Source organism: Umezawaea sp. NPDC059074 (genome assembly GCF_042738955.1).
In the GTDB taxonomy this organism is placed as follows: Bacteria; Actinomycetota; Actinomycetes; order Mycobacteriales; family Pseudonocardiaceae; genus Umezawaea.
The window spans coordinates 1-21,403 of record NZ_JBHYHC010000065.1 but is presented as its reverse complement, the minus strand read 5'-3'; the positions used below and the strand labels follow the sequence as shown (position 1 = coordinate 21,403).

At 71.6% G+C, this 21,403-nt stretch carries 18 protein-coding genes and 2 tRNA genes; 6 read left to right on the top strand and 14 right to left on the bottom strand.

Annotation, left to right across the window (positions count from 1 at the left end):
- Positions 1 to 108: 108 nt before the first annotated feature.
- Positions 109 to 182 (bottom strand) — tRNA-Lys (locus tag ACFWW9_RS26875).
- A gap of 273 nt (positions 183 to 455) precedes the next feature.
- Between ACFWW9_RS26875 and ACFWW9_RS26870 the strand changes: the two genes are divergently transcribed.
- Positions 456 to 1,637, top strand: a complete 1,182-nt coding sequence (locus ACFWW9_RS26870; protein WP_390383541.1) for an Ig-like domain-containing protein — start codon at positions 456 to 458, stop codon at positions 1,635 to 1,637.
- Between the two features lie 87 nt (positions 1,638 to 1,724).
- Here the strand turns inward: ACFWW9_RS26870 and ACFWW9_RS26865 are convergent, their stop codons facing one another.
- The 3 genes from ACFWW9_RS26865 to orn all read right to left on the bottom strand — a co-directional run bounded on the left by ACFWW9_RS26865 (position 1,725) and on the right by orn (position 4,170).
- Complete coding sequence (locus tag ACFWW9_RS26865; RefSeq protein ID WP_390383539.1) at positions 1,725 to 3,362, bottom strand: ABC-F family ATP-binding cassette domain-containing protein; 1,638 nt, start codon at positions 3,360 to 3,362, stop codon at positions 1,725 to 1,727.
- Positions 3,363 to 3,419: 57 nt separating this feature from the next.
- Positions 3,420 to 3,495: transfer RNA gene (locus ACFWW9_RS26860), tRNA-His, on the bottom strand.
- 63 nt (positions 3,496 to 3,558) lie between these two features.
- Positions 3,559 to 4,170, bottom strand: coding sequence for an oligoribonuclease (orn, locus tag ACFWW9_RS26855; protein WP_390383537.1), 612 nt, complete (start codon positions 4,168 to 4,170; stop codon positions 3,559 to 3,561).
- A gap of 83 nt (positions 4,171 to 4,253) precedes the next feature.
- Here orn and ACFWW9_RS26850 point away from each other — a divergent pair, with 83 nt between their 5' ends.
- Entirely contained in the window at positions 4,254 to 5,768 is a 1,515-nt protein-coding gene (locus ACFWW9_RS26850; protein ID WP_390383535.1) for a helicase HerA-like domain-containing protein, read from the top strand.
- On the opposite strand, the gene ACFWW9_RS26845 is transcribed toward ACFWW9_RS26850, so the two are convergent.
- A complete protein-coding gene (locus ACFWW9_RS26845) occupies positions 5,700 to 7,067 on the bottom strand; it encodes an MFS transporter (RefSeq protein WP_390383586.1) in 1,368 nt (455 codons plus the stop codon). The two genes, ACFWW9_RS26850 and ACFWW9_RS26845, sit on opposite strands and share 69 nt — an antisense overlap.
- A 19-nt stretch (positions 7,068 to 7,086) precedes the next feature.
- Here ACFWW9_RS26845 and ACFWW9_RS26840 point away from each other — a divergent pair, with 19 nt between their 5' ends.
- Both ACFWW9_RS26840 and ACFWW9_RS26835 read left to right on the top strand, forming a co-directional pair.
- Positions 7,087 to 8,052 (top strand): GlxA family transcriptional regulator, encoded by a 966-nt coding sequence (locus ACFWW9_RS26840; RefSeq protein WP_390383533.1) that lies wholly within the window; start codon positions 7,087 to 7,089, stop codon positions 8,050 to 8,052.
- A gap of 70 nt (positions 8,053 to 8,122) precedes the next feature.
- Positions 8,123 to 9,082 carry an alpha/beta fold hydrolase gene (locus ACFWW9_RS26835; RefSeq protein WP_390383531.1) on the top strand — a complete coding sequence of 320 codons (960 nt, stop codon included), beginning with the start codon at positions 8,123 to 8,125 and terminating at the stop codon, positions 9,080 to 9,082.
- Here ACFWW9_RS26835 and ACFWW9_RS26830 read toward each other — a convergent pair.
- The 4 genes from ACFWW9_RS26830 to ACFWW9_RS26815 all read right to left on the bottom strand — a co-directional run bounded on the left by ACFWW9_RS26830 (position 9,079) and on the right by ACFWW9_RS26815 (position 12,856).
- On the bottom strand, positions 9,079 to 10,530 hold the full coding sequence (locus ACFWW9_RS26830; RefSeq protein WP_390383529.1) for an aminotransferase class III-fold pyridoxal phosphate-dependent enzyme: 1,452 nt from the start codon (positions 10,528 to 10,530) through the stop codon (positions 9,079 to 9,081). The genes ACFWW9_RS26835 and ACFWW9_RS26830 overlap by 4 nt on opposite strands.
- Before the next feature lie 101 nt (positions 10,531 to 10,631).
- Positions 10,632 to 12,155 carry a PH domain-containing protein gene (locus ACFWW9_RS26825; protein ID WP_390383527.1) on the bottom strand — a complete coding sequence of 508 codons (1,524 nt, stop codon included), beginning with the start codon at positions 12,153 to 12,155 and terminating at the stop codon, positions 10,632 to 10,634.
- Positions 12,152 to 12,649 carry a PH domain-containing protein gene (locus ACFWW9_RS26820; RefSeq protein ID WP_390383525.1) on the bottom strand — a complete coding sequence of 166 codons (498 nt, stop codon included), beginning with the start codon at positions 12,647 to 12,649 and terminating at the stop codon, positions 12,152 to 12,154. Before ACFWW9_RS26820 ends, ACFWW9_RS26825 begins: the two co-directional genes overlap by 4 nt.
- A 57-nt stretch (positions 12,650 to 12,706) precedes the next feature.
- Positions 12,707 to 12,856: a hypothetical protein gene (locus ACFWW9_RS26815; RefSeq protein ID WP_390383523.1), complete on the bottom strand. Its 150-nt coding sequence runs from the start codon at positions 12,854 to 12,856 to the stop codon at positions 12,707 to 12,709.
- 29 nt (positions 12,857 to 12,885) lie between these two features.
- On the opposite strand from ACFWW9_RS26815, the gene ACFWW9_RS26810 reads away from it, so the two are divergent.
- Positions 12,886 to 14,139 (top strand): helix-turn-helix domain-containing protein, encoded by a 1,254-nt coding sequence (locus ACFWW9_RS26810; protein WP_390383521.1) that lies wholly within the window; start codon positions 12,886 to 12,888, stop codon positions 14,137 to 14,139.
- A 232-nt stretch (positions 14,140 to 14,371) separates the two neighbouring features.
- Here the strand turns inward: ACFWW9_RS26810 and ACFWW9_RS26805 are convergent, their stop codons facing one another.
- The 5 genes from ACFWW9_RS26805 to ACFWW9_RS26785 are packed head-to-tail and all read right to left on the bottom strand — an operon-like array spanning position 14,372 to position 19,792.
- Complete coding sequence (locus tag ACFWW9_RS26805; protein WP_390383519.1) at positions 14,372 to 15,634, bottom strand: LuxR C-terminal-related transcriptional regulator; 1,263 nt, start codon at positions 15,632 to 15,634, stop codon at positions 14,372 to 14,374.
- Positions 15,635 to 15,665: 31 nt separating this feature from the next.
- A complete protein-coding gene (locus tag ACFWW9_RS26800; RefSeq protein ID WP_390383517.1) occupies positions 15,666 to 17,201 on the bottom strand; it encodes an AMP-binding protein in 1,536 nt (511 codons plus the stop codon).
- Positions 17,198 to 19,045, bottom strand: a complete 1,848-nt coding sequence (locus ACFWW9_RS26795; protein ID WP_390383515.1) for an SDR family oxidoreductase — start codon at positions 19,043 to 19,045, stop codon at positions 17,198 to 17,200. Before ACFWW9_RS26795 ends, ACFWW9_RS26800 begins: the two co-directional genes overlap by 4 nt.
- A gap of 52 nt (positions 19,046 to 19,097) precedes the next feature.
- Complete coding sequence (locus ACFWW9_RS26790) at positions 19,098 to 19,592, bottom strand: GNAT family N-acetyltransferase (RefSeq protein WP_390383513.1); 495 nt, start codon at positions 19,590 to 19,592, stop codon at positions 19,098 to 19,100.
- Entirely contained in the window at positions 19,589 to 19,792 is a 204-nt protein-coding gene (locus ACFWW9_RS26785) for a hypothetical protein (RefSeq protein WP_390383511.1), read from the bottom strand. The genes ACFWW9_RS26790 and ACFWW9_RS26785 overlap by 4 nt, the downstream gene beginning before the upstream one ends.
- Positions 19,793 to 20,270: 478 nt before the next feature.
- Between ACFWW9_RS26785 and ACFWW9_RS26780 the strand changes: the two genes are divergently transcribed.
- A complete protein-coding gene (locus ACFWW9_RS26780; RefSeq protein ID WP_390383509.1) occupies positions 20,271 to 21,281 on the top strand; it encodes a tetratricopeptide repeat protein in 1,011 nt (336 codons plus the stop codon).
- Positions 21,282 to 21,403: the final 122 nt, after the last annotated feature.

Below are 21,403 nucleotides of genomic sequence, written 5' to 3'. Positions count from 1 at the left end.
CCGGGGGGGGGGCTCCCCCCCCCGCCCCCGCCCACCCGGGGGGGGGGGGGGGGGCCTTAAACCCCAACCACGGGGCCCCCCAAAAGCCCCCCCCCACTTCTTTGACGGTGCGCCGCCAGGGACTCGAACCCCGGACCCGCTGATTAAGAGTCAGCTGCTCTAACCAACTGAGCTAGCGGCGCAGGTACTTCATCTTCACTTGTTTGTCTGAACCGTGTTGCTCCGTTCCGACGAGAAGAACATTAGCACAGCGGTTCGCGCAGTTCCCAATCGGCTGGTCAGGGCGGGTTTGGAGGGGTTGGATGGGGGGAGAACTTCGCGTTGGTAACGATCGCGTATCCGGGGCAACTCGGGTGGGGCGGGTGGCGTCTCCTGTAGTGGGGCGGCAGTGGTAGCACCTGCTTGCGCGCTGTCTCGTTGTACGGGGACCGGGTGAACGGATGGGTGCGATGGGGATGACGGGCAAGCGCGGGGTGTTCGGGCTGGTCGCCGTGGGGCTGGCTGCGATGTTGATCACAGGCTGCTCGTCCTCCCCGGCGGTCGAGGTGCAGGCGAACGCGCCCTCGACCAGCACCACACCGCCTCCTCCGCCCGTGACGTTGACGCTCGGCACCGCCGACGGGGCCGCGGGAGTGGCTCCGGGGCTGCCGGTCATCGCCACGGCCGCCGACGGGAAGCTCACGGACGTGAAGCTGACCGCTGCCGACGGTGTCGTCATCGGGGGGCAGATCAGCCCGGACGGGTTGCAGTGGGCCAATAGCGTTCCGCTCGCCTACGACAAGGCGTACACGCTGTCGGCGACCGGGCAGGGGGCCGACGGGAAGCCGGTCACCAAGACGTCGGCGTTCTCGACGGTGAAGCCGCGGACGCTGACCTACGTGGAGACGAACCCGGTCGACGGCGCGACGGTGGGCGTCGGCCAGCCGATCGCCTTCTACTTCGACGAGCCGATCACGGACAAGCTGGCCGCCGAGGCCGCGCTCCAGATCACGACCGAGCCCAAGGTCGAAGGCGCGTTCTACTGGTTCAACGAGAAGGAAGTGCACTGGCGGCCGCAGAACTTCTGGGCTGCGGGCACGAAGATCACCATCAACGCCAAGGTCTACGGCAAGAACATGGGCAACGGGATCTACGGCCAGGAGGACCGGACGATCAACGCCACCATCGGCGACGCGGTCGTCCACGAGGCCGACGGCGGCACGCACCAGGTCGTGACGAAGGTCAACGGCCAGGTCGTGCGGACCGTGCCGACGTCCATGGGCAACGCGGCGAACACGACGCCCACCGGCACGTACGTGCTGACGGAGAAGCGCGACCACATGATCATGGACTCGACGACGTACGGGCTGGCGCTGGACGCGGGCGGCTACAAGACGCCGGTCGACTGGGCGACGCGGATGTCGAACAGCGGGATCTTCGTGCACTCCGCGCCGTGGTCCGTCGGCGACCAGGGCAACCGGAACGTCAGCCACGGGTGCCTGAACATGTCTCCGGAGAACGCGAAGTGGTTCTTCGACAACGCCAAGCCCGGCGACGTCGTGATCGTCACGAACTCGGGCGGCCCGCCGCTGGAGTCGTGGGACGGCTTCGGCGACTGGCAGGTGCCGTGGGACCAGTGGGTCGCCGGTAACCGCTAGTCGCCTTCGAGAAAGGGCGGTGCTTCCGGGAGGGAGGCACCGCCCTTTCGCATCCGTGCCACTGTGGACAGTCAGCGCCGACGACCGTTACAGGTCCTTCACCTGGCCGTGGTCGACGACCAGGCGGCGGGTGGTCTGGACGGCGTCGAGCATGCGGCGGTCGTGGGTGACCAGCAGCAGCGTGCCGGTGTAGCTCTCCAGCGCGGATTCGAGCTGTTCGATCGCGGGCAGGTCGAGGTGGTTGGTCGGCTCGTCGAGCACGAGCAGGTTCACGCCGCGGGCCTGGAGGAGGGCCAGTGCGGCGCGGGTGCGTTCGCCGGGGGAGAGCGAGGCCGCGGTGCGCAGCACATGGGCGGCCTTGAGACCGAACTTGGCCAGCAGGGTGCGGACGTCGGCGGGCGCCAGTTCCGGCACCTCCAGTTCGAACGCCTCCGCGAGGGGCTGGTCGCCGAGGAACAGGCCGCGGGCCTGGTCGATCTCGCCCACGACCACGCCGGACCCCAGGGTGGCGACGCCGTCGTCCAGCGGGACGCGGCCCAGCAGCGCGCCGAGGAGCGTGGACTTGCCCGCGCCGTTCGCGCCGGTGATGGCGACCCGGTCCGCCCAGTCGATCTGGAGGTTCACCGGGCCGAGGGTGAACTCGCCGCGGGTCACGACCGCGCGGCTGAGGGACGCGACGATCGCGCCCGCCCGTGGAGCCGGGGCGATCTCCATCCGGAGTTCCCACTCCTTGCGGGGCTCCTCCACGACGTCGAGGCGTTCGATCATCCGGTCCGTCTGCCGGGCCTTCGACGCCTGCTTCTCGGTCGCCTCGGTGCGGGACGCGCGGCCCTTCTTGTCGTTGTCGGTCTGCTTGCGCCGGGCGTTCTTCACGCCCTTCTCCATCCACGCCCGCTGCATCCGGCCACGCGCTTCGAGCGACGCCTTGGTGTCGGCGAACTCCTCGTACTCCTCGCGGGCGTGCCTGCGGGCGACCTCGCGCTCCTCCAGGTACGCCGCGTAACCGCCGCCGTAGGTGCGCACCTGCTGCTGCGCGAGGTCCAGTTCGACCACGCGGGTGACCGTGCGGGCGAGGAACTCGCGGTCGTGGCTGACGACGACCGTGCCCGCGCGCAGGTCGCCGACGAACCGCTCCAGGCGGTCCAGGCCGTCGAGGTCCAGGTCGTTGGTCGGCTCGTCGAGCAGGAAGATGTCGTACCGGCTGAGCAGCAGCGACGCCATGCCCGCGCGGGCCGCCTGGCCGCCGGACAGCGACGTCATCGGCTGGTCGAGGTCGACCGCGAGGCCCAGGTCGGCGACGACCTCGACCGAGCGCTCCTCCAGGTCCGCGCCGCCCAGGGCGAGCCAGTGCTCCAGCGCGTCGCCGTACTCGTCGTCGGAGCCGGACGTGCCCATGCTCAACGCCTCGGTCGCCGCGTCCAGGACCCGCTGCGCGAAGTCGACGCCCGTGCGGCGGGCCAGGAACTCGCGCACGGTCTCGCCCGGACGGCGTTCCGGCTCCTGGGGGAGGTGGCCGACGGTCGCCGACGGCGGGCTCAGCCGCACGGTGCCCTGCTCGGCCGGGATCAGGCCCGCCAACGTCCGGAGCAAGGTCGACTTCCCGGCCCCGTTGACGCCGACGAGCCCGATCACGTCACCCGGTGCGACCACCAGTTGGAGGTCGGAGAACAGCACCCGGTCGCCGTGCCCGGCGGCGAGGTCCTTGGCGACGAGGGTGGCGCTCATGAAGGCTCTCCAGACGTGAAAACGCCCCCTGACCTGCTAGGTCAGGGGGCGTTCGCTTGGGGTGAGTGACGGGACTTGAACCCGCGACACCTGGGATCACAACCCAGTGCTCTGCCAGCTGAGCTACACCCACCAAGACCGGTTGACCGGCACGAGAAGCATAGCGTGCCGACCGACCGGGGAAGAAATCGGGTGGTCAACCGATCCCGTCGGCCTTCAGCAGCTCCGCCGCGACGGCCTGGGCCTGGTCCGAACTCGGGCCGGGAGGGGCCACGAACGCGGTGCGCCGGTAGTACGCCAGTTCGCGGATGGACTCCTTGATGTCCGCGAGCGCCCGGTGCGCGAGGCCCTTCTCCGGCTGCGCGTAGTAGATGCGCGGGTACCAGCGCCTGCACAGCTCCTTGATCGACGACACGTCGATCATCCGGTAGTGCAGGTGGCCGTCGAGCGCGGGCATGTCGCGGGCGATGAAACCGCGGTCCGTCGCGATCGAGTTGCCCGCCAGCGGCGCGGTGCGCGGGTCCGGCACCCACTCCTTGATGTACGCGAGCACCTGGGCCTCGGCCTCCTCGATGCTGACGGTCGACCGGCGGACCTCCTCGGTCAGCCCGGACTTCGCGTGCATCTCCACGACGACCTCGGGCATCCCGGCGAGCGCGTCGTCGTCCGCGTGGATCACCACGTCGACGCCTTCGCCGAGGACGTTCAGGTCGGCGTCGGTGACGAGCGCGGCGATCTCGATCAGGGCGTCCTTCCCGAGTTCGAGGCCGGTCATCTCACAGTCGATCCACACCAGACGATCCATCACCCGCGAGAGCCTAGTCTCTCGTGACCTCGACGGCCCTCGCGCTTCGAGTGGCGCGTCCCGGTTCCCTCATTACGCTGGGGCGAATGACTCAGCAGCAGTCCGCGGCGGCCGAGATCGCGGCCGGGTACGCCTCGGAAGGTCGGGCGGTCGAACTCGGCGCGGTCCTCGTGGACGGCGCTGTCGAGTCCACCGCGCACGTGCGGTTGCCGTTGGCGATGATGAACCGGCACGGGCTGGTCGCGGGCGCGACGGGCACGGGCAAGACCAAGACCCTCCAGCTGATCGCCGAGCAGTTGTCGGCAGCCGGGGTGCCGGTGGTGATGGCGGATGTGAAGGGCGACCTCTCCGGGCTGTCGCGGGCGGGGTCGAGCAGCGACCGGATCACCGCGCGGGCCGCGGACACGGGTGACGACTGGCAGCCCCAAGCGCACCCGGTGCGGTTCCTGTCGCTCGGCACCGGTGGCGCGGGCGTGCCGGTGCGCGCGACGATCACCAGCTTCGGCCCGATCCTGCTGTCGAAGGTGTTGGGGCTCAACGACACCCAGGAGTCGACGCTCGGGCTGATCTTCCACTGGGCCGACACCCGCGGGCTGGCCCTGTTGGACACCAAGGACCTCCGCTCGGTGATCAACCACCTCACGAGCGACGAGGGCAAGGAGGACCTGAAGGGCATCGGCGGGGTCTCGTCGGCCACGGCGGGCGTGATCCTGCGGGCGTTGGTGAACCTGGAGGCCCAGGGCGGCGACACGTTCTTCGGCGAGCCCGAGCTGGACCCGGCCGACCTCATGCGGCAGGTCGACGGCAAGGGCGTGATCACGTTGCTGGAACTCGCGGAATTCCAGTCGAGGCCCGCGCTGTTCTCCACGTTCCTCATGTGGCTGCTGGCCGAGCTGTTCCAGGAACTGCCCGAGGAGGGCGACCTGGACCAGCCGAAGCTGGTGTTCTTCTTCGACGAGGCCCACCTGCTGTTCGCGGACGCGTCGAAGGCGTTCCTGGAGCAGATCACCCAGACCGTGAAGCTCATCCGCTCCAAGGGCGTCGGCGTCTTCTTCTGCACCCAGCTGCCGACGGACATCCCGAACGACGTGCTGTCGCAGCTCGGCGCGCGGGTGCAGCACGCGTTGCGCGCGTTCACGCCGGACGACCAGAAAGCCTTGTCCCGCACGGTGAAGACGTACCCGACGTCGACGCACTACGACCTGGAGAAGGCGTTGACGTCGCTCGGCACCGGCGAGGCGATCGTGACGGTGCTCAGCGAGAAGGGCGCGCCCACCCCGGTCGCGTGGACCAGGCTGCGCGCGCCCCGCTCGCTGATGGACACCATCGGCCAGGACGCCATCCGGCAGGAGGCCGCGTCGTCGGACCTGCACGGCAAGTACGCCGAGACGATCGACCGCGAGTCCGCCTACGAGAAGCTCACGGCCAAGGTCGTGCCTCAGGCCGAGGAGAAGGAACGCCGGGAGGAGAAGCACGACCCCGGCCTCGTGGAGAAGGTGCTCGGCAACACCGCGGTGAAGTCGTTCCTCCGCTCAGCGGCCAGCGCTCTGGGCCGGGAGATCACCCGCGGGCTCTTCGGCACCGCGCGGAAGCGCAAGTGACCGCTTGACCAGCAACGACAGCGCGGCGGCCGCGATGCTGAGCCCTCCCGCGACGTAGAACGTCAGCGCGTAGTCGCCGAAGTGGTCACGGGCCAGGCCCGCGGCCGTGGCGGCGATGGCCGCGCCGATCTGGTGCGACGCGAACACCCAGCCGAACACGACCGGGCCCGCGTCGCCGAAGATCTCCCGGCACAGCGCGACGGTCGGCGGCACGGTCGCGACCCAGTCCAGGCCGTAGAAGATGATGAACACCAGCATGCTCGGGTGCACGGAGCTGGCGAACAGCTGCGTCAGCAGCAGGAGCGAGATCCCGCGCAGCAGGTAGTAGGCGGCCAGCAGGATCCGCGAGTCGACCTTGTCGGTCAGCCAGCCGGAGAAGATCGTGCCGACGATGTCGAACAGCCCGACCAGCGCGAGCAGGTTCGCGGCCGTGGTCGACGGCATCCCGTGGTCGTGCGCGGCGGGGATGAAGTGCGTGCCGACGAGCCCGTTCGTGGTCATCCCGCAGATCGCGAACCCGCCCGCCAGGTACCAGAACGACCGTGTGCGCGAGGCGGTCCGCAGGGCGTTGATCGCGTTGCGCGCGGCCCCGCCGGTGGGGGCCGGGGGCGTCACGATCTCCGTGCCGCCGTACAGCGGCAGGCCGAGGTCGGCGGGGTGCTCCTTGAGCAGGAAGTACGCCAGCGGCACGACGAGCAGCGCCGCGCCCGCGATGACCAGCGACGAGTAGCGCCAGCCCGACGACTCGGCGAGCCCGGCGATCACCGGCAGGAACACCAGTTGACCGGTCGCGCCACCCGCGGTGAGCACGCCCGTGACGAGCCCCCGGCGCTTGACGAACCAGCGCCCGGTGATGGTCGCGACGAACGCGAGCGCCATCGACCCGGTGCCCAGGCCGACCAGCACGCCCCACAGCAGGATCAGCTGCCAGCTCGCCGTCATGAACACCGTGAGCCCGCTGCCGACCGAGACGAGCAGCAGCGCCAGGCTCACGACGCGGCGGACGCCGAAGCGCGCCATCAGGGCGGCGGCGAACGGGGCCGTGAGGCCGTAGAGCATCAGGTTGACCGAGACGGCGAGCGAGATCGTGGCGCGCGACCAGCCGAACTCCCGCTGCAACGGCTCGATGAGGGCTCCCGGCGCGGAGCGGAACCCGGCCGCGCCGATGAGCGCGATGAAGGACACCGCGGCGACTACCCAGGCCCAGTGGAGAGTGGTGCGGCCCTGACGGGCCTCGATCTGCGTCACCGGCAGAGCATCCGCCGAACGGCCGCGCCAGACCAGTGGCCGGAAGGCCATCATGTGCAAGAATCGGGCCATGAGGCGTCACGAGGTGGCGGTGCTCGCCCTCGACCAGGTCACCGGCTTCGACCTGGGCACCCCCACGCAGGTGCTCGGCACGGCCCGCGACGAGGACGAGCGGCACTACTACCGGGTCCGCGTGTGCACGCCCGGCAACCGGCCGGTGCGCAGCTCGGCCGGGTACTCCGTGCTGGGCGACCACGGCCTCGAACTGCTCGCCGAGGCCGACACGATCGTCGTGTCCGGGCAGCAGCGGGCCGACCTGCTCTACCGCGACCCGCTCGCCGACGACGTGCTCGGCGCCCTGGTCGCCGCCGCGCCGACCACCCGGATCGTCTCCATCTGCACCGGCGCGTTCACGCTCGCCGCGGCCGGGCTGCTCGACGGCCGCCGCGCCACCACGCACTGGTGGTACGCCGACGCGTTCCGCCGGATGTTCCCGCACGTGGACCTCGACCCGGACGCGCTGTTCGTCGACGAGGACGACGTCCTCACGTCGGCGGGCGTCGGCGCGGGCATCGACCTGTGCCTGCACCTGATCCGCAAGGACTTCGGCACCGAGGCCGCCAACCGCGCCGCCCGCCGCTGCGTCGTGCCGCCGTGGCGCTCCGGCGGCCAGTCGCAGTACATCGAACGCCCGGTGCCGCCGCCGGAGACGACCTCGACCGCCCCGGCCCGCGAGTACGCGCTGGCCAGGCTCGACGAGCCGCTGGACCTGCGGTCGCTGGCCGAGCACGTGCGGATGAGCGTCCGCACGTTCACCCGCCGCTTCCGCGAGGAGACCGGCATGAGCCCCGGCAAGTGGATCACCCAGCAGCGCGTGGAACGGGCCCGCCACCTGCTGGAGGCCACGGACCTGCCGGTGGACGTCGTGGCGCAGCGCTCGGGGTTCGGCACGGGGGCGGCGTTGCGGCAGCAGATGAGCACCGCGCTGGGGGTCGCGCCCAGCGTGTACCGCAGCACCTTCCGGGCCGCGGGCTGACCTGGCGCTTCGCTGTCGGTGATCGGACCATGCCTTGACGTGACGGCGTCGGAGCTGCGAACAATGTGCGGTGACTGAGATCAAGCACAGGTCCGTCCCGGTGAACGGCATCACCCTGAACATCGCGGAAGCGGGCGAAGGACCGCTTGTCGTGCTGCTGCACGGCTTCCCGGAGAGCTCCTACTCCTACCGCCACCAGCTGACGGCGCTGGCCGAGGCCGGCTACCACGCCGTGGCGCCGGACCAGCGCGGCTACCCGCGCTCCGAGCACCCCGCGTCGGCCGACGACTACTCGATCCTGCACCTCGTCGGCGACGTCGTGGGCCTGATCGGCGCGCTCGGCGCCCCGGACGCCGTGGTCGTCGGCCACGACTGGGGCTCGCCGGTCGCGTGGAACACCGCGCTGTTCCGGCCCGACCTGGTGCGCGGCGTGGTGTCGCTGAGCGTGCCGTTCCAGCCGCGCGGGGACATCGCGCCGCTGGACGGGGTGCGGGCCGCGTTCGGCGAGAAGTTCTACCAGATCTACTTCCAGGAGCCAGGTGTCGCGGAGAAGGAGCTGGAAGGCGACACCGCGGCGATGTTCACCAAGATGTTCTACTGGTACTCCGGTGACAGCCCGCAGGTGCAGAACCTGATCACCGACGAGAACGGCATGACCGGATCCCTTGCCCTGCCGGAGGAACTGCCGTCGTGGTTCACCGCGGAGGACATCGCCGCCTACACGGCCGAGTTCGCCGAGGAGGGGTTCACCGGGGCGCTCAACTGGTACCGCAACATCGACCGGAACTGGGAGCTGACCACGGCGTGGGCCGGCGCGAAGATCACCGTGCCCGCGATGTTCCTCGGCGGTGACAAGGATCCGGTGGTGAACTGGTTCGACCCGGCGACCCTCGAACTCGCGATGACGCCCGCCGTGGAGAACCTGACGTCGTTCGGCCTGGTCGAGGGCGCGGGCCACTGGATCCAGCAGGAACGTCCCGACGAGACGAACGCGGCGCTGATCGCGTTCGCCCGGTCCGTGGACCGCTAGTCGGGGTGCGGTCCCGCCGGGGCCGAGGTCGTGGCCCCGGCGAGGACCCGTTCGAACCGGACCAGCGCGTCGTCCACGACGTCGTCGGTGTCGGCCATGCTGGTGAGCAACCTGCTGCCCGCCAACGTGATCAGGCCCTCCGCGGTGAACGCGGCGCCGAACTCCTGCAACGCCGTCAGCCGGTCGCCCGCCTGCGCCACCGACTCCGGCGACCGCAGGTCGAGGTTGAGGATGCCGGTCGTATTCAGGTGCACGATCGAGCCGAAGTTGTAGGCCACGTAGGGCAACGAGTGCCGCTCGACGATCCGCTCCAGGCCCGCCCGGAGCCGGTCGCCCGCTCGGGACGCCTTGCCGGGCGCGTCGACCCGCTCCATCTCCACCAGCGCGTGGTAGCCCGCCGCGCACGACACCGCGCTCGCGGCCAGCGTGCCGCCGACGAACACCCGCTTGCCGAACGCCGCCATGCCGCCCGCGAAGACCTCCATCACCTCGCGCCTGCCGCCGACGCCGCCCGCGCCGGGATACCCGCCCGCGACGCACTTGCCGAACAGCGTCAGGTCCGGCGTCACGCCGAGGAGCGCTTGCGCGCCACCGAGTCCGAGCCGGAACCCGGACACCACCTCGTCGTGCACCAGCAGCGCGCCGAACTCGTCGCACAGCTCCCGAACGCGCCGCTGGTACTCGGGCGTCGTCGGCCACGTGCCGCTCTCCGGCCCGATCGGCTCCACCAGCACGGCCGCCGTGCCGCCGTCGGCCGCGTTGGCGACCAGCGCGTCTCGCAGCGCGTCCTCGTCGCCGGGGAACACCTCGGTGGTCCGCGCGTACGCGCCCGGCGGAACCCCGGTCGCCTCCAGCGGACCTGTGCCGGGCAGCCGCATCCCGACGACCAGCTGGTCGCTCCAGCCGTGGTACCCGCCGCCGACCTTCACCACGTGCGCCTTGCCGGTGAACGCCCGCGCCGCGCGGATCGCGGCCATCGCGCTCTCCGTGCCGGAGCCGAGCATCCGGAACAGCTCCACCGACGGCACCAGGTCGCGGACCAGTTCGGCGAGCCTCAGCTCGTACGGGTGGGTCATCCCGGTGGCGGGCCCGCACTCGGCGAGCACCTTCGTCACGGCCTCCAGCACCACGGGGTGGTTCGTGCCGAGCACCGTCGCGCCGCCCGCCTGGAGCAGGTCGGTGTACCGGTTGCCGTCCGCGTCCCACAGGTGGGCGCCGGAGCCGCGCACGACCTCCAGCGGGAACGGCTTGGAGAACGCCAGGTTGTGCTGCGAACCGCCCGGCACGACCTCGCGCATCCGTTCGGCCGACCGCTTGGACGTGGGGCACCGCTCGTCGAACCACGCCAGGTCCGCGGCGGCCCGCTCACGGGTCACCGGCCGCACGGGCGCGGCGACCAGCGCCGAGATCCTCTTGCCCACCAGTGCCGCGTCCGGCCACCCGTCCATGCCACTCCCCGGTCGACGTCCTTGGGGGACAACACTTCCAGCCTAGGGCGACGACCGGGGACGACCGTCCAAACGAGACGCGGTCAGGGGTGTGGCCGCGGTCACCCGTCGCCGCGGACCAGGAACGGGCGCAGCAGGTCCGGCACGGCCTCGTCGGCCAGCAGCAGTCCGGCCTCCGCGTCGACGTCGATCACGTGGTAGACGCCGTCGCCCGCGGCCGTGGTCGCCGACACCGTCGCCAATCCCGCTCGACGCTGGAAGAACGACTGCGAAACGCGCCAGCCGATGATGCCGCTGCGTTGCAGCGCAACGGTTTCCCGCAGCGCCGAACCGCTGCGCGCCACCAGGTAGCGCTCGGTCAGGGCGTGGCCGAGCGCGCGGTAGCGGTCCCAGCCCATCAGCGCCGCGAACGGCAGCAGCGCCAGCGCCGCCTGCCACGTCCACGACGGCGCGAAGAGCGCGAGCACCCCCGCCAGCACCAGCACCGGCAGCACGGCGCGGACGATCCGCCTGCGCAGCGCCACCAGCGGGTGCCGCCGCAACGGCGCCGTGGTCGGGGATTCCGCGACGTGCAGGACCTCGTGCGCCACGCGGTGCGCCTCGGCGATCGGCGCGGGCGGCAGCAGCAGGCTGCTCTCGCCCTTGGTGCCGAGCCCGGTGGCCACGGCCGTGGCCCGCGCGCCCCGGCCGAGCCGCAGCAGCAACGGCTCCTGCACCTCCACGCCGCGCAGCCGGTCCTCGTCCACGGACACCGAGCGGGTGGTCAGCAGGCCGCGCCGCACGCGAAGCGTCCCGTCGTCCTCCCTGGTCAGCCGGTAGCCCCAGAACTGCACGACGTACACCAGCAGGGAGGCGATCACGGCCAGCACCAGCACCACGCCCAGCAGCACCGCGATGGTCAGCACGAGCGGCGCGCTGGTCACCCACTCGACGACGTCGTGCAGGCCGGAGAACGCGGACCGCCGCAGGTCGAACTCCTGCGCGTAGTTCATCAGCACGCCGAACGTGCCGCCGACCGCGACCAGCCCGGACACCGTCAGCGGCGCGAAGCGCAACCAGCGCGGGTCGAACTTCGCCAGCAGCGCGCTGCGTTCGCGCGGGGGCGCGGCGGGGTCCAGCGAGACGGGGACGAGCCGGGCCCGGTCGAGCAGCAGTTGGCGCAGCCGCTCGGCCTCCCGCGCGGACACGGCGTCCAGCGTCACGCCGCCGTTCTCGCCCGCCTTCTCGTGCTGGCCGGTGCCGACCCGGATCGCGGACAGGCCGAACAGCCGGTGGCCGAGCTTCGAGGTCAGGTCCACGGTCCGGATGCGGTCCCTCGGCACCGCGAGGCGCTTGCGCACCAGCAGACCCGTGTGCAGCTCCACCTGCTCGTCGGTGATCCGGTAGCGGGTGGTGAACCAGCTCAGCAGCCCGAACAGCACCACGAGCACGATGACGCCGCCGCTCATCGCGATGCGCCACTTGTCGCCGCCGCCGAGCACGATCAGGCCGACCAGCACCGGGATCAGGCCCAGCAGCTCGTTGAGGGGGCGCACGATCAGCATCCGCAGGTCGAGCCGGTGCCACTCCAGCACCGGCTCCGCCTCCAGGAGTTCGGGCGCGCTGGGGAACTCCGGCGCGGTCACGTGGCGTCGCCGGGGGTCGCGTCCGTGGTGGTGGTCAGCTCGTCGGCCAACCGGACCGCGGACTCGTGGTCCAGCCCCTCGATGTGCACCGGGCCCGCGGCCGACGCGGTCGTCACGGTCACCGTGGACAGGCCGAGCAGTTGTTGCAGCGGACCGCGTTTGGTGTCGACGGTCTGGATCCGGGACACCGGCGCGATGCGCCACTCCTGGCTCAGCCAGCCGGTCAGCGTGTAGACCGCGACCGGCGTGGACTCCCAGCGGTGCACCCGGAAGCGCCAGCGCGGCATCACGACGGTGTGCGCGACCGCCAGGACGCCGGTCACGACGGCGGCGGTGAGCTGCCAGGTCGGCGGGGAGTCCACGAACAGCAGGACGACCAGCTGCGGCAGCAGCACGACCGTCCACCCGATCACGGCGTGCAAGGTCCAGAGCGTGATCGACTTCCGGCTTACCTGGTGCCGCGGCGCACGCAGCCTCACCTGCTCAGTGGTCACCCCACCACTCTGCCTCAAGACCGGACCCGGCACTGGCCCGGTCCTGAGGTCGGCGGGTCAGCCCGCCTGGTAGGGCGGGGAGAAGATCTCGCCGGGCTCGCCCGCGACGAACTGCGCGTCGGCCTGCGCGATGCCCGCGCCCAGACCGGTGATGCCGAGGCACAGCACCACCGCGACCAAGATCCGGCGGATAGAGTTCACAACCATCATCGAGCTCCGTTCGATTGGCAGCGGCTTTGGACGAACGCGAAGGCGCGAGCGCGGGCCCGCGAGCACGGGTGGGCACGGGATTCGGGGCGAGGCTGCGCGCCACGCGGGAACGGCGCGGCCTGGCGCAGAAGGACCTCGCGTGCCCCGGCGTGTCGATGAGCTACGTGTCCCGCCTGGAGTCCGGGCACCGCACGCCGTCCACGCGGGTGGTGCGGAAGCTGGCGGAGGTGCTGGAGGTCGACCCCAGCGAGCTGGTCGGCGACGACCACGGCGCGGACCAGGACCTGGCGCTCGCGTGGTGCGAGGCGCTGATCGCCTACCACGACGGCGACGTGGACCGGGCGGCCGACCTGCTGGCGCTGCTCGGCCCGCGCACCGGCGGCGACGTGTTCGGCTGGTGCGTGCAGTGGACGCGGCTCATGGTGCAGTCGCGGCTCGGTGACGGCGTGGCGCTGCTGCGCGTCGCGAACCGGCTGCGGGCGGGCTGGTCGCCCGGTCCCGCGGTGGACTCGCTGGTGGAGACCCAGCGCGCCAACGCCTTGCGGATGCTCGGCCGGTCGGCCGACGCCGTGCGCGCCGCCCGGCTGGCGGTCGACCTCGCGAGCGCGGACGGGGGCGAGCAGGTGGCCAGGGTGCGCGTCCGGGCGCTCGTCGCGCTCTGCTCGGAGCTGATCGCCGCGGGCCGGGTCGCCGAGGCCGAGCGGACGGCGGACCTGCTCGCGGACGAACCGGACCTCGGCTGCGCCCGGCTGCTCATCTCGTCCTGGTGGGTGCGCGCGCGGGTGGCCGACCGGCTCGGCGACCGGTCCGGGGCGGCGGACCGGATGCGGCGGGCGCGCGACCTCGCGGACACCTTCACCGGCGACCCGGTGTTCCGCTGCCGGGTGCTGCTGGCGTGGGCCGCGGTCGAGCCGCGGTCGGCCGATCCCGACCTGGACCGGGTCGTGGCGGTGCTCGACGACGTCGAGGCCACGCCGTCCGGCGGCCGGCCGGACGTGCTCGCGCAGGCGAAGGCCGTGCGGGCGGAGGTCCTGCTGCGCTTCGGCGAGGTCGACGAGTGCGAGCGGCTCGCCCGGCAGGCGCTCGACCTCGACGCGCTGGGACCGGAGGACAGGCTGCGCTGCGGACTGCTGCTCGTGCGGGCGTCGGACGAGCGCGACGAGGAGTCCGGTCGGGACGCTCGGGAACGGCTGACGGCCCTGCTGGACGGCGTCGACCCGGAAGCCGTCGACCCGGTCCTGTGGCGCGACGCCGCGGGAGTGGCGCTGCGGCAACGCTGAAACGGGGTGGCGTCGCCTCCTCAGCTCCCGCATGGCTGTACCGCCGCTCAGCTCTTCGGCCGCGCCCCGCGCACGTCCGACCGGAGCATGACACATGGGAGTCATCCATTTCATCACCCAGTTATGCCGCACTTCGGTGGGCAAATGACCCAACCCCGCTGGTCCGGTGGTCGAGGCAAGCCACTGTCCGGGCGACTGGAGCGGGACTTGACCGCCCGTTGTCACGGTCGGCTCAGCCCACCGGCTCCGGCTGGACGTCGACCGCGTCGGGGTCCAGGTCGATCCACCACACGACCGCGCCCGCCCGGCCGTGGACGCCGAGGGTGCGGTAGATCCGCTGGAGGTGGTTCTGGACGGTCTTCGGGGACAGTCCGAGCCTGCCCGCGATGGCGTTGGTGTTCGCCCCGGACACGACGAGCTGGAGCACCTCGATGCCGCGCCTGGTCAGCCCCGCGCGCAACGCCCGCGCGATCCGGCTGTTCGTCCGTTCGGCGGTCGCGGTGGTGTTGGGGCGCAACGGTTTCGGCCCGGTCGGCGCGAAGTCCAGCCGGGCCAGCCCCGCGGTGAGGTCGTGCTCGCGCAGCCGCAGCAGGTCCCGGCCGTCCCGCACCTCGCGCAGCCGGTGCTGCTCCAGTTGCGACCGCGCGTGCCGCAGCGCGGGACCGAGCTGCCCGGCCCGTTCGTAGGTCGCGCTCAACGCGCCGTGCGCCCGCACCGCCACCTCGCGCGCCAGGCAGGCCACCGCCAGCTCGGCCGCGCGGTGCAGCCGGGCGAGCTGCTCGCCGACCCGGTCGCGCGCCCCGCTGATCCTGGCCTGCGCCAGCAGCAGCTCGGCCTGCGCCACCGGACGGTCGTGCCCGGTCAGCAGCTCCTCGGCCCGGCGGCACGACCGGCGCGCGCGCTCGACCTCGCCGAGGTCCAGCCGCACGTGGGCCAGCAGCACCGTGACGCGGGCCAGCCGAACGCCGTCGTCGACCTGCTTCCACCGGTCCCGGACGTGCGCGCACAGCGCCTCGGCCCGCCGCAGTTCCCGTTCCCGCGCACCGGGTCCGCTCAGCACCCGCGCCTGTTCGAACAGGATCGAGCCGATCAGCTCGGGGTCGCCGCCCAGCTCAGCCAGCCCGAGGGATCGCGCCAGCGAGCGCAGCGACCGTTCGGACGAGTCCAGCCGCAGCTCCACGACCGCGCGCGACAGCCCGCACCGCGCCTGGAGCCCCACGCGCCGGTGGGCCACGGCGACGCCCAGCACGTGGTCGATGGCGTCCAGCGCGTCGGCCAGCAGCCCGCGCTGCCCCAGCGCCACGGACTGCGCGAGGACGCTCTCCGCCACGCCCTCGGCGTCCTCCAGCCACGAGAAGGCGGCAAGCGCTTTCTCGGCGAACTCCACCGCGTCGGCCGAGCGGTCCTCGTCGAGCGCGATGCGCGCCTCCCGGAGGTTCGCCGAGGCGTTCACCCGTGGATCGCCCGCCTCCGCGCGAGGAAGAGGAATCGTCATCCGCCCGCCAATACCCGCTCCGCTTTCCGCCTCAGACAGGATACGGAGGCAGTTCGCGCTTGAGCACCTTGCCGGTGGCGTTGCGCGGCAACGCGTCCAGGAACACCACGTCGCGCGGCACGGAGAACCTGGCCAGGTGCGTCCGAACGTGGTCGCGCACGGCCTCCTCGTCGAGCGATCCGGGGTCGACGCACACCACGTACGCCGCCAGCCGCGCGCCGAACTCGTCGTCCGGCACGCCCGTCACCGCCACCTCGCGGACCTGGTCCAGCCCGGCGAGCAGCGCCTCCACCTCCGCCGGGTACACGTTCTCCCCGCCGGACACGATCATGTCGTCGTCCCGCCCCGCCACGAACAGCAGCCCGGTGTCGTCGCGGTAGCCGACGTCGCCGGTGGACATCAGACCGTCGCGGACCTCCTTGCCCTTCCCGTTGGTGTAGCCGTCGAACAGCATGTCGTTGGCGACGAAGATCCGGCCGACCCCGCCGGTCGGCACGGGGTCGCCGTGCTCGTCCAGGATCGCCAGCCGGGTGCCGCGCGGCGGCAGGCCGACGGTCCCCGGTTCGCGAGCCAGCTCGTCGGGTTTCGCGATGCTGACCCACGACACCTCCGTGGAGCCGTAGAGGTTGTAGAGCACCGGGCCGAACTCGCGCAGGCACCGCGTCGCGACCGGCGGCGGCAGCGCGGACCCGCTCGACGCGATCACCCGCAGGCTCGGCACGTCGCGGTCGGGCAGCTCCAGGATCCGTTGCAGCATCACGGGAACGACGAACAGCGCGCCGCACTCCCGGTCGCGCACGTCGGCCAGCAGCACCTCGGGGTCGAACTTCCGCCGCAGCACCAGCGTGGCCCCGAGGACCAGGCCGATCTGGAACGCCGCCAGCCCCCACGTGTGGAACAGCGGCGCGGGCACGGCGATGGTCTCCCCCTCCCGCAAGGGGATCCGGGACAGCAGCGCGGCGGCGGGGGAGAGGCCCGCGGGTTCCGGGCGGCGGGCGCCCTTGGGCGTGCCGGTCGTGCCGGAGGTGAGCACGACGAGCCTGCCGCGCGGCGGCCGTCGCGGCAACGGGGTCGCGGCCGCCTCGGCGATCACCTCGGCCACGTCGGTGATCCGCTCCACGTCCGGCGGCAGGTCGGTGAACTCGGCGTCCGCGACGACGACCGCCGCCTCCTGCTCACGCAGCACGGTGGCGAGCTGACCCTTGCTGAGCCCGGTGTTGAGCAGCACGGCGTGCGCGCCGATCTTGGCGCACGCCACCATCGTCTCGACGAAACCCCGGTGGTTGCGGCAGAGCACGGCGACCTTGCCGCCCGCCCGCACCCCGCGCCCCAGCAGGCCGTTGGCCAGCCGGGTGGTGCGCTCGTCGACCTCGGCGAACGTCAGCACGCCGTCGTCGTCGACGATCGCGGGCCGGTCCGGGTGCCTTGCCGCGCCCATCGCGTAGCCCCACGCGACGGTGATGTCCCAGTGGACGTACCCCGCGAGCACGCCGACGAGCCGGTCCGGGCGCATCGGCCGCACCACGCCCGCCCGCACGAGCGTGACCAGGTCGCGCACCGGCCTCATCGCCGCCTCCCCAGCACCAGCCGCGTGAGGCCCGCGGCGACGGAGGCCAACGGCGGCGTCGAGTCGTCCGGGAACACCCGGAAAGCCAGGTGCGCCACCGCCCGCGACGTCCTCGGGGCCACCTTGCGCGCCATCTCGGCGAAGACGCCGAACGGCCGGTTGACCTCCTCGGGCCTCTCCACCAACGCGCGCACCACGAGTTCCGCCGCCTGCTCCGGCGTCAACGCGGGCACGGCGTCGTACGCCTTGGTCGGGCCGATCATCGGCGTGCGCACCAACGGCATCCGCACGGAGGTGAACGTGACGCCGTCCGCGACCAGTTCGGCCGCGGCGACCCGGCTGACGGCCTCCAGCGCCGCCTTCGACCCCAGGTACGCCGAGAAGCGCGGGGTGTTGACCTGCACGCCCATCGTGGAGACGTTCACGACGTGCCCCTGCCGCCGTTCGGCCATGTGCGGCAGCAGCCCGAGGATGAGCCGCAGCGGCGCGAAGTAGTTCAACGCCATCGTGCGCTCGTAGTCGTGCAGGCGGTCGACCGACAGCACCACTGACCGGCGGATCGACTTGCCCGCGTTGTTCACCAGCATGTCGACGCCCTCGTGCTCGGCGAGCACCTGCTTCACCAGCGCGGCCACCGCGTCGCCGTCGGTCAGGTCGCACGGGTACGCGTGCGCCGTGCCGCCCGCCGCGTGGATCTCCTCCACGACCTTCGTCAGCTCGTCCGCGCGCCTCGCGACCAGCAGCGGAACCGCTCCGCGCCGGGCCACGGCCAGCGCGGTCGCCCGGCCGATGCCCGACGACGCGCCGGTGATCAGCACCGTCCGCCCGGCGAGCCTCGGACCCCTGGCCGCGCGGTCCGGGTCGAGGTGGCGGGACCAGTAGCGCCAGAGGGCCCCGGCGTAGGTGTCGAACGCGGGCGGCTCCAGGCCGGTGACCGCGCGGGTCGCCGTGGAGTCGAAGTCGGCGGCCACGGTGAGGTGCGGCAGGACCACGGCGGGGACGCCCAGTTCGGCGAGCACGGCCGTGCCGACCGCTCCGGTGCGCGTCGGCAGGGTGATCGGGGCGGTCACGGCGATCCGCGGCGCGCGCGCCGCCCGTGCCAGCGCGTTGTAGACCTCGGCCAGCGGCTGGGGCTTCGGGGCCGTGAGGTGGAAGGTCCGGCCGGGCTCGACGTCGGCGTGGATCAGCCGGTCGAGCGCGGTGACCACGAAGTCGACCGGCACGAGGTTCGCCGCGCCCGCGTTCGGGCCGACCAGCGGCAGCCACGACGGGACGCGCGCGACGGCGGCGAGCGCGGGGAAGAAGTAGTACGGGCCGTCGACCTTGTCGATCTCGCCGGTCCGCGAGTCGCCCACCACGGCGCCCGGCCGGTAGACCCGCCACGGCACGTCCTGCTCGCGGACGATCCTCTCGGCGGCGAACTTGGTCGCGTGGTACGGCGAGGTCAGGCGTTGGCCGAGGTCGAAGTCGTCCTCGGTGAAGCGGCCCACGTGGTCGCCCGCGACGGCGATCGACGACACGTGGTGCAGCCAACGCGCGTCGACCCGCTTCGCGAACTCCACGACCCTTTCGGTGCCCACGACGTTGGCCGCGGTGTGGTCCTCCAGCGAGCCCGTGAGGTCGTAGAGCGCGCCGAGGTGCACCACGTGGTCGACGTGCTCGCCCTCGATCGGCGCGGTCAGGTCGCCGACGACCTCGGTCAGCTTCGCGTGCGGCGGCAGCTTGCCCACCGAGGACGGTCTGACCAGCGCGAACACCCGTTCGCACGCAGGTCGGTCGAGCAGCGTCGCGAGCAGTCGCCGCCCGAGGAAACCCGTCGCTCCGGTCACGAAATAGGTGGTCACGGCTCCGATACTGGCACTACCTACCCGTGAGTAGGAAGAGCTGGGCCGGATTTCACCCCGGCAGGCGCATCTCCAGGACCTGACCCGGCCAGTCGCCTTCGACGGTGAACGTCGCCGTGGGCGTGAACCCCGCCGACACGTAGAAGCCGACCAGCGCGCCACCGCCACCGGCGTAGCAGTCGACCCGCAGGCGGTCCACACCCCTCCTGACCGCCTCGGCCCGCGCGTGCGCCAGCAGCAGTCGACCAGCGCCGCGGCCACGACGGCTGCCGACCAGCGCCGTCACGTACACCTCGGGGCCGACCGCGGGCGGCACGTACTCCGGCGCGGGCCCGATCGCCAACGCGCCGACGACGTCGCCGTCCAGTTCCGCCACGTGCAGGTCGTCCGTCCAGGCCTCCAACGCCTCGACCCGCTTCGGGTTGGTCGAGAACGGCTCGGAACCCCACTGCCCCGACCGCCCCTGCGACACCAGCCACCGCACGGCCTCGTCCAGCAGGCCGAGCACGGTGGGGACGTCGGCGGGGCCGCCGGGTCGGACGATCACGCCTCCGGGGAGCCGGAGGCGTTCACCACGGCGTCGCGCAGCGCGGCGCGCAGGCGTCCGACCTCCAGCGGGGTCAGCACGGCGGCCTCGCCGGGCGGCACGGTCACCACGACGTGCCCCTGGCTGACGAACACGGTCATGTCGCGTCTGCGGGATGCGATGTCGCGGCAGGTGATCTGCCATTCCTTGCCAGTGCTCACGGCCCCCAACCTCCTGATATCTCGTCACGGGTGCTCGGACCAATCCGTGCGCTCGCGGGGGTGAGACGCACGCGGATCGGTGCCGTGACGGGACATGAACAGCAATGTTCATGTTTCCCGGTCGGCGAGGGTGCCGAGCAGGGACAGCGTCGCACGAAGCTCTCGCTCAGTCACCTGATCGGCGGAAAAATGGCGAAATCGCAACAGATTGTGACCATTTACCCGGACTGTTCAGTCTCCCGTTAGGCCATTTGGTGGTATTCCAGGCGAGCAAAAGGCGGACATTTCGACCGTGGGGCGTCTCGCTTCGATCATCGGATGACTAACGGTAGTTGCGCCGCGAATTACCCCGCCAGGAGTCCATTCATCGGGTCGCTGTTCATTCTTGTGGATTCCTGTTCCACCACTTTCCCCTCATCACCCGAACGTGGCGCCCACAGGCCGCTGTCACACTGGTCGACGATCCGGGAGGTGTTGGATGTCCGAGCCGATCACCAGGGTCCTGGTGCGCGCAGCCGAGTTCACCGCCTCCGGCAACCCCCGCCAGGCAATCGACCTGCTACGCCCAGCCCTGGCCCTCAACCCCACCCACGCCGAGGCCTGGTGCCGCCTGGCAGCGGCCCACCTGGACGCGGGCGAACCAGACCCCGCCCTCACCGCCGCCAAACGCGCTTTGGTCCTGGACGGCGACCAAGCCTGGGCCCAACGCCTAGCGGCCTTGTCACTCAGCGAACTGGGCCGCCAATCAGAGGCCGTCGTCGCGGCCCGAGAATCCGTCCGCCGCAAACCCACGGACTGGCGCTGCCAGGTAGTCCTGTCGGAAGTCCTCTCCGCCGACCCCGCCACCCGCACGGAAGCGGTAGAGGTAGCCAGACACGCCACCGCCCTAGCCCCCACCGAGGCCAGGGCGTTCCAAGTGATGGGCGACGCAGCCCTCCGCGCCCGCGACTGGGGCGCAGCAGAATGGGCCTACCGCGCAGCCCTGAAACTCGACCCAACAGACCAGGACGTCCGCGCCAACCTGACCACAGTCACCCGCCGCAGAACCACCCCACACCCCACCCCCACGCCAGACACCTTGACCAACGCCCAACCTTTGGCCTGGCAGGCCCTAACCCGCGTAGGAACCCTCCTGGTAGCAGGAGAACTACTACTCCTCCTCTCCGGCATGCCCTCCCCATCACCACTACTCGGCTGGTTCTCCGGCCTACTAGTGCTCGGCGCACTAGCCCTGACCTGCCAACCACTCCTCTTCACCCGCAAAACAACCCGCCAAGCACTACTACAACTCCCACGCCACCGCCCAAAACTAGCCACAACCCTGGCCCTCTTCGCAGCCTCAACACTCCTGCTGATCGGCTGGACAATCGCAGTAGCCCTAGGCGCAACCACCCTGCAACCAGTCATGTTCGCCTGGTTCATCGCCTTGGCAGGCGGCGCAATCGTCGTACTGGGCGGCCACCACAAGACCCTCAAGCGGCGCAAGTAATCACGGGCGCACGCAACCAGGGCGGCGGCCAGCCCTCCCGCCCCACCCCGATCCGAAGCGCCTTCGCACCCGTTTTGTCTTGTGAAGGCAAAATTACCCCCAAGACCAAAAAAAAACGGGGT